Origin of the sequence: Photobacterium sp. OFAV2-7, assembly GCF_022347985.1 — a bacterium.
Taxonomy (GTDB): Bacteria; Pseudomonadota; Gammaproteobacteria; order Enterobacterales; family Vibrionaceae; genus Photobacterium.
On record NZ_JAKRFQ010000357.1, the window covers coordinates 1 to 4859 of the forward strand.

A 4859-nucleotide genomic window follows, 5' to 3' on the forward strand; every position below is an offset into this window, starting at 1 on the left:
CTAACCTTGTTCGTTTTTGCCCGAATCTACGGCATGGGAGACTTATGGCAAGGCGCCATGCAGGAAAACTACCTACGTTCAGTAAAAAACCTGGCAGAAGAAGGGGTCGAGCTGCTTGCATACAGCCTGATCGTATTCGCAGCTGCATGGTATTGCTTGCCTGAGCTATTCAGAAAGAGCAAATAGCTCCGTATAAACCCAATTCAAACCAACAAAAAAACCCTGCTAATGTGCAGGGTTTTGTGTATTTAAGCTAGACCGCGAAACTGTTCGCCAGGGACGGCTTTCAGTTACAGTCCCAGAGGTGAAAGGTCAATGTACTGTGACAAGTCACGCTTCTTAATACCAGGCATGTACGGGATCTCACCCAGCTTTTTCCCCGGCAGGTTCTCTTCCAGCATCCGGATAATCTCCGAATAGTTTTCAGTGCCCGGATTAATGCGGTTTGCTACCCAGCCAACCAGCTCCAGGCCGTCATTCTTAATCGCTTCAGCTGTCAGAATTGCATGGCTTAAACAACCCAGCTTAACACCAACAACCAGTACAACCGGCAATTTCTCTTGCTTCACCCAGCTCGAAAGAAAATCGGTACGCGAAACCGGTACACGCCAGCCGCCGGCACCTTCAACCAGCACCACTTCAGATTTCGACTTAAGATGCTCCAGCCCCTGAGACAAAATATCAAAGTTAATCACTCTGTCTTCCTGCTCGGCTGCCAGATGCGGTGACACTGCCGCTTCAAACGCATACGGGTTCACTTCGTCATAGGCAAGATCGACTACGGAAGCATCCTGAATATACAATGCGTCTGAATTACGCATCCCCTCATCGGTCGGCGCACTGCCAGACGCAACAGGCTTATAACCCGCCATCTTAATGTTCGCGCTGCCAGCTGCGTGTAAAATTGCGCGAGAGGCAACAGTTTTACCGACTTCGGTATCTGTTCCTGCTACAAAGAAAGCGTTAGTCATTAATAATTACTCCAAAACAGACTTGGTATGTTGCCGGCAGTTGGCCATTCTCATCTCGGAACTCAGCATAAGCGCTCTCTAACGCCTGAATCGTTTTACGACCGGCCAAGCCTGCCTTGCGCTCCTGCTGCAGATGTGTAGCCCCTATCCCTTTCAGGTCTTTCATGAGTTCAACTGCCGTATTGTATTGCATCGTGATAGGCGTAAATTCTAGGCCATCGCTTGAACAGCCCGCTTGCGCCAGCGCAAGTTTTATCGCTTTTGGCGAAAGAAACTCATTTACATGTTGATACTGATCAACTTGCTGCCACGATTTAGCAAGTTCATACAGCGAACCGTCGGCGAGTGTCGAGAACAAGATCAAACCGCCGGGCTTAACCACTCGCTTCAATTCTGCAAGCGGTACCGACAGATCGTCACACCACTGCAGAGCCAGACTGCTAAAGGCAATGTCGAACTGGTTATCCTCAAGCGGCAGATCCTCGGCATCAGCCTCGATATATGTAGCCATATCGCCACACCGCTTCTTAGCATGAGCCAACATCTGAACCGATAAATCCGCAGCGCAAACCTGATAGCCACGTTGCAGCAATTGCTCGCTGAAATATCCCGTTCCACAACCAAGATCAAGCGCGCAGCTACCCACCTGACTGACAGCCGGAAGCTTGTCCAATAAACGATGACCGACCTGACGCTGAAAGGCCGCCGCTTTATCATAGTGCTTGGCCGCCCGGCCAAAAGCCTCGGCTATCGCTTTTTTATCCTGCGGTTGGATCTCATGCTGACCATGAGTGACTGCATTCATTCCGTTAGTCATGAATCACCTCATTAATAGCTGTTGCGAGCTTGTCGATATCTGCTCGGCTGTGCGCCGCGGTCAATGTAATACGCAGACGCGCGCTGTTGGCCGGAACCGTTGGCGGACGGATAGCACTCACCCAGATCCCCCGATCTTTAAGCGCCTGGGAGGCCGCCATTGTTTTATCACTGTCGCCAATGATCAATGGCTTTATCGGGGTTTGGGTAGCAACAAGATCCACATCCGCTTCAACCCGCTCTGCAAGCAGATCGCCCAGTTCTTGCAGCTTATCCCGACGCCATTGGTCCGCTCGGATCAAAGAGCATGCCTTACTTAGGGCAAACGCCTGTGCAGGCGGCATTGCTGTTGAATAAATAAAGTGACGAGCAAACTGAACCAAATACTCCGCCGTTTCCTCGTCGCATAACACTGCGGCTCCCTGCAAACCAAACGCCTTACCAAAGGTGACAATCAGTACATCGGCCTTGATCCCGGCATGATCACAGCTTCCGCTGCCTTGTTCGCCCAAGACACCGCAACCATGGGCGTCATCAACCACCAGCCAGCTGTGATGATTAACACACAGGCGTTTGATATCCGCCAGTGGCGACAAATCACCATCCATGCTGAAGACCCCTTCCGTGACCACCATACGGGCCGATTCAGGAGACTGCTGATTACTGCGAGACAGTGTGCGTTCTAGCGCTGTCATGTCGTTATGAGTGAAGCGCCGCATGGTAGCCGGTGACAATATGCCCGCTTCCATCAACGAGGCATGGTTCAACTTGTCCTGGATAAGCACGTCTTCCTTTTCCAACAAGGTGAATAACAGCGCCTGATTGGCGCTGAAGCCACTGTTGAAAAGTAAGGCTCTGTCATAGCCTAGCCAGTCGGCCAACTGTGCTTCCAGCTCATGGTGGGCAGAATGAAAGCCGGTCACCAATGGCGAAGCCCCGCTCCCGGTACCGTAGAGACTTAACCCTTGCTGCCAGGCCGCAATCAGCGCTGGCTCCTGCGCCAGGCCTAGGTAATCATTGCTGGAGAAGTTAACAAGCGACTCGCCCTGACAGTCAATCATCTGCTGGCACCGGTCAAGACGAGTACGTTGGCGATACAGCCCCTGAGCCTTACGATCACTCAGGGCCTGTGTAATGCGGTGTTTAAAGCGAGGCATCGTAGAACAAATCGTCTTTTGACGGACGGGCTGCGACACGCTGAGCGACCTGGCCTAAAAGCTCTTGTTCTTGTATCTCATCAGGTTTTGCCGCTTGCTCCTGACGGTTGATACCGAGCTTGGCAAACAGCTGCATATCCTTGTCTTCACCCGGGTTCGGTGTCGTCAGCAATTTACAGCCGTAGAATACCGAGTTGGCACCTGCCATAAAGCAAAGGGCCTGCATCTGCTCGTTCATATCTTCACGACCGGCAGACAAACGGACTGCCGACTTAGGCATGATGATACGTGCCACTGCAATAATCCGGACAAAGTCAAACGGGTCAACATCCTCTACCGACTCCAGCGGCGTGCCTTTTACCTTAACCAGCATATTGATCGGCACACTTTCCGGGTGAACCGGCAGATTGGCCAGCTCCACCAGCAGGCTTGCACGGTCACGCGAGCTTTCGCCCATACCGATAATACCGCCCGAACAGATTTTCATTCCGGCGTCACGGACATGACCCAGGGTATCCAGGCGATCCTGATAGGTACGGGTAGTGATAATATTGCCGTAATACTCCGGCGAGGTATCAAGGTTGTGGTTGTAGTAATCGAGACCGGCATCAGCCAGCTCATTGGCCTGATCGCTAGTGATCATGCCTAGGGTCATACAGGTTTCCAGCCCCATATCCTTTACACCACGGACCATATCAAGCAGATATGGCATGTCGCGCTCTTTCGGGTTTTTCCACGCCGCCCCCATGCAGAATCGCGTCGCACCAGATGACTTTGCCTTATTGGCCGCATCCAGCACGCGCTCGACTTCCAGCAGGCGTTCACGCTCTACGTCGGTACGGTAATGGGCACTCTGCGGACAGTACTTACAGTCTTCCGGACAAGCGCCGGTCTTGATAGAAAGCAAAGTACTAACCTGTACCTTATTCGGTTCATGATGCTGGCGGTGAACCTGCTGAGCTTCAAACACCAAATCCATAAAGGGCTTGTCAAATAAGGCTTGAACTTCCTTGACGCTCCAGTCGTGACGTACTTCCACGTGTAATAACCTCTTAGTCAGTGGCTGATTGGCAACTGGAAAACAAGTAGGGCCAGGCTAAACAGCGACTTTATTCATTCTGTTTTCATTTGAATCAAGACATTAAATATCGATCCAAACGGGTATCAATACTTGGCTAGTCTACTTCGAGTTAGTAAACTGTCAACTACCAACAAGGGCCAAGGTTTACATTTGTGCAAAATTTAATCAACCCAATTGATCTAGAATTTGACCAGCAGCACGTCTGGCACCCCTATACCTCGACACTCAACCCGCTCCCCTGCTACCCGGTTGAGAGTGCCGACGGCGTCTATCTTCATCTGGAAGACGGCAGGAAAATAATTGACGGTATGTCTTCATGGTGGTCAACGATTCACGGCTATAATCACCCGGCACTCAATCAGGCCGCCAAGGCACAGATTGATAAAATGTCCCACGTCATGTTCGGCGGGATCACCCACCAGCCCGCTGTCGACCTCTGCAAAAAGCTGGTCGATATGACCCCGGGGCCCCTACAGCATGTATTCCTGGCCGATTCCGGCTCCGTTGCTGTAGAAGTCTCACTTAAAATGGCCCTGCAATACTGGCACGCCAAGGGAGAATGCCGTCCTAAATTTCTGACCGTCAAGCATGGCTACCACGGTGATACCTTCGCCGCTATGTCGGTAACAGATCCCGACAATTCCATGCACAGCCTGTATAAAGGTTTCCTGCCCGAGCATATTTTCGCCCAGTCTCCCCAGTGTCGATTTGACGCAGAATGGAACGAAGAGGATATCCAGGACTTCAAAAATAAGCTCGAAGCCAACCATAATGAAATTGCAGCCGTGATCATCGAACCGATTGTTCAAGGTGCCGGTGGTATGCGGATCTACC

The 4859-nt window shown here is 51.5% G+C and carries 5 protein-coding genes and 1 pseudogene; 2 read left to right on the top strand and 4 right to left on the bottom strand.

All coding sequences use genetic code 11. The features are described from left to right. A pseudogene (locus MHN01_RS16615) lies at positions 1–186 on the top strand (hypothetical protein); the annotation flags it as partial. Between the two features lie 104 nt (positions 187–290). On the opposite strand, the gene bioD reads toward MHN01_RS16615, so the two are convergent. The 4 genes from bioD to bioB are packed head-to-tail and all read right to left on the bottom strand — an operon-like array spanning position 291 to position 3983. After that, positions 291–971, bottom strand: a complete 681-nt coding sequence (gene bioD, locus MHN01_RS16620; protein ID WP_239412363.1) for a dethiobiotin synthase — start codon at positions 969–971, stop codon at positions 291–293. Then, complete coding sequence (gene bioC, locus MHN01_RS16625) at positions 964–1788, bottom strand: malonyl-ACP O-methyltransferase BioC (protein WP_239412364.1); 825 nt, start codon at positions 1786–1788, stop codon at positions 964–966. The genes bioD and bioC overlap by 8 nt, the downstream gene beginning before the upstream one ends. Continuing rightward, positions 1781–2944, bottom strand: coding sequence for an 8-amino-7-oxononanoate synthase (bioF, locus tag MHN01_RS16630; protein WP_239412365.1), 1164 nt, complete (start codon positions 2942–2944; stop codon positions 1781–1783). The genes bioC and bioF overlap by 8 nt, the downstream gene beginning before the upstream one ends. After that, entirely contained in the window at positions 2931–3983 is a 1053-nt protein-coding gene (gene bioB, locus MHN01_RS16635) for a biotin synthase BioB (RefSeq protein WP_075766431.1), read from the bottom strand. The genes bioF and bioB overlap by 14 nt, the downstream gene beginning before the upstream one ends. Positions 3984–4177: 194 nt before the next feature. Here bioB and MHN01_RS16640 point away from each other — a divergent pair. Continuing rightward, positions 4178–4859: aminotransferase class III-fold pyridoxal phosphate-dependent enzyme (locus MHN01_RS16640; protein ID WP_370646515.1), on the top strand; the 682-nt coding region annotated here is incomplete at its 3' end.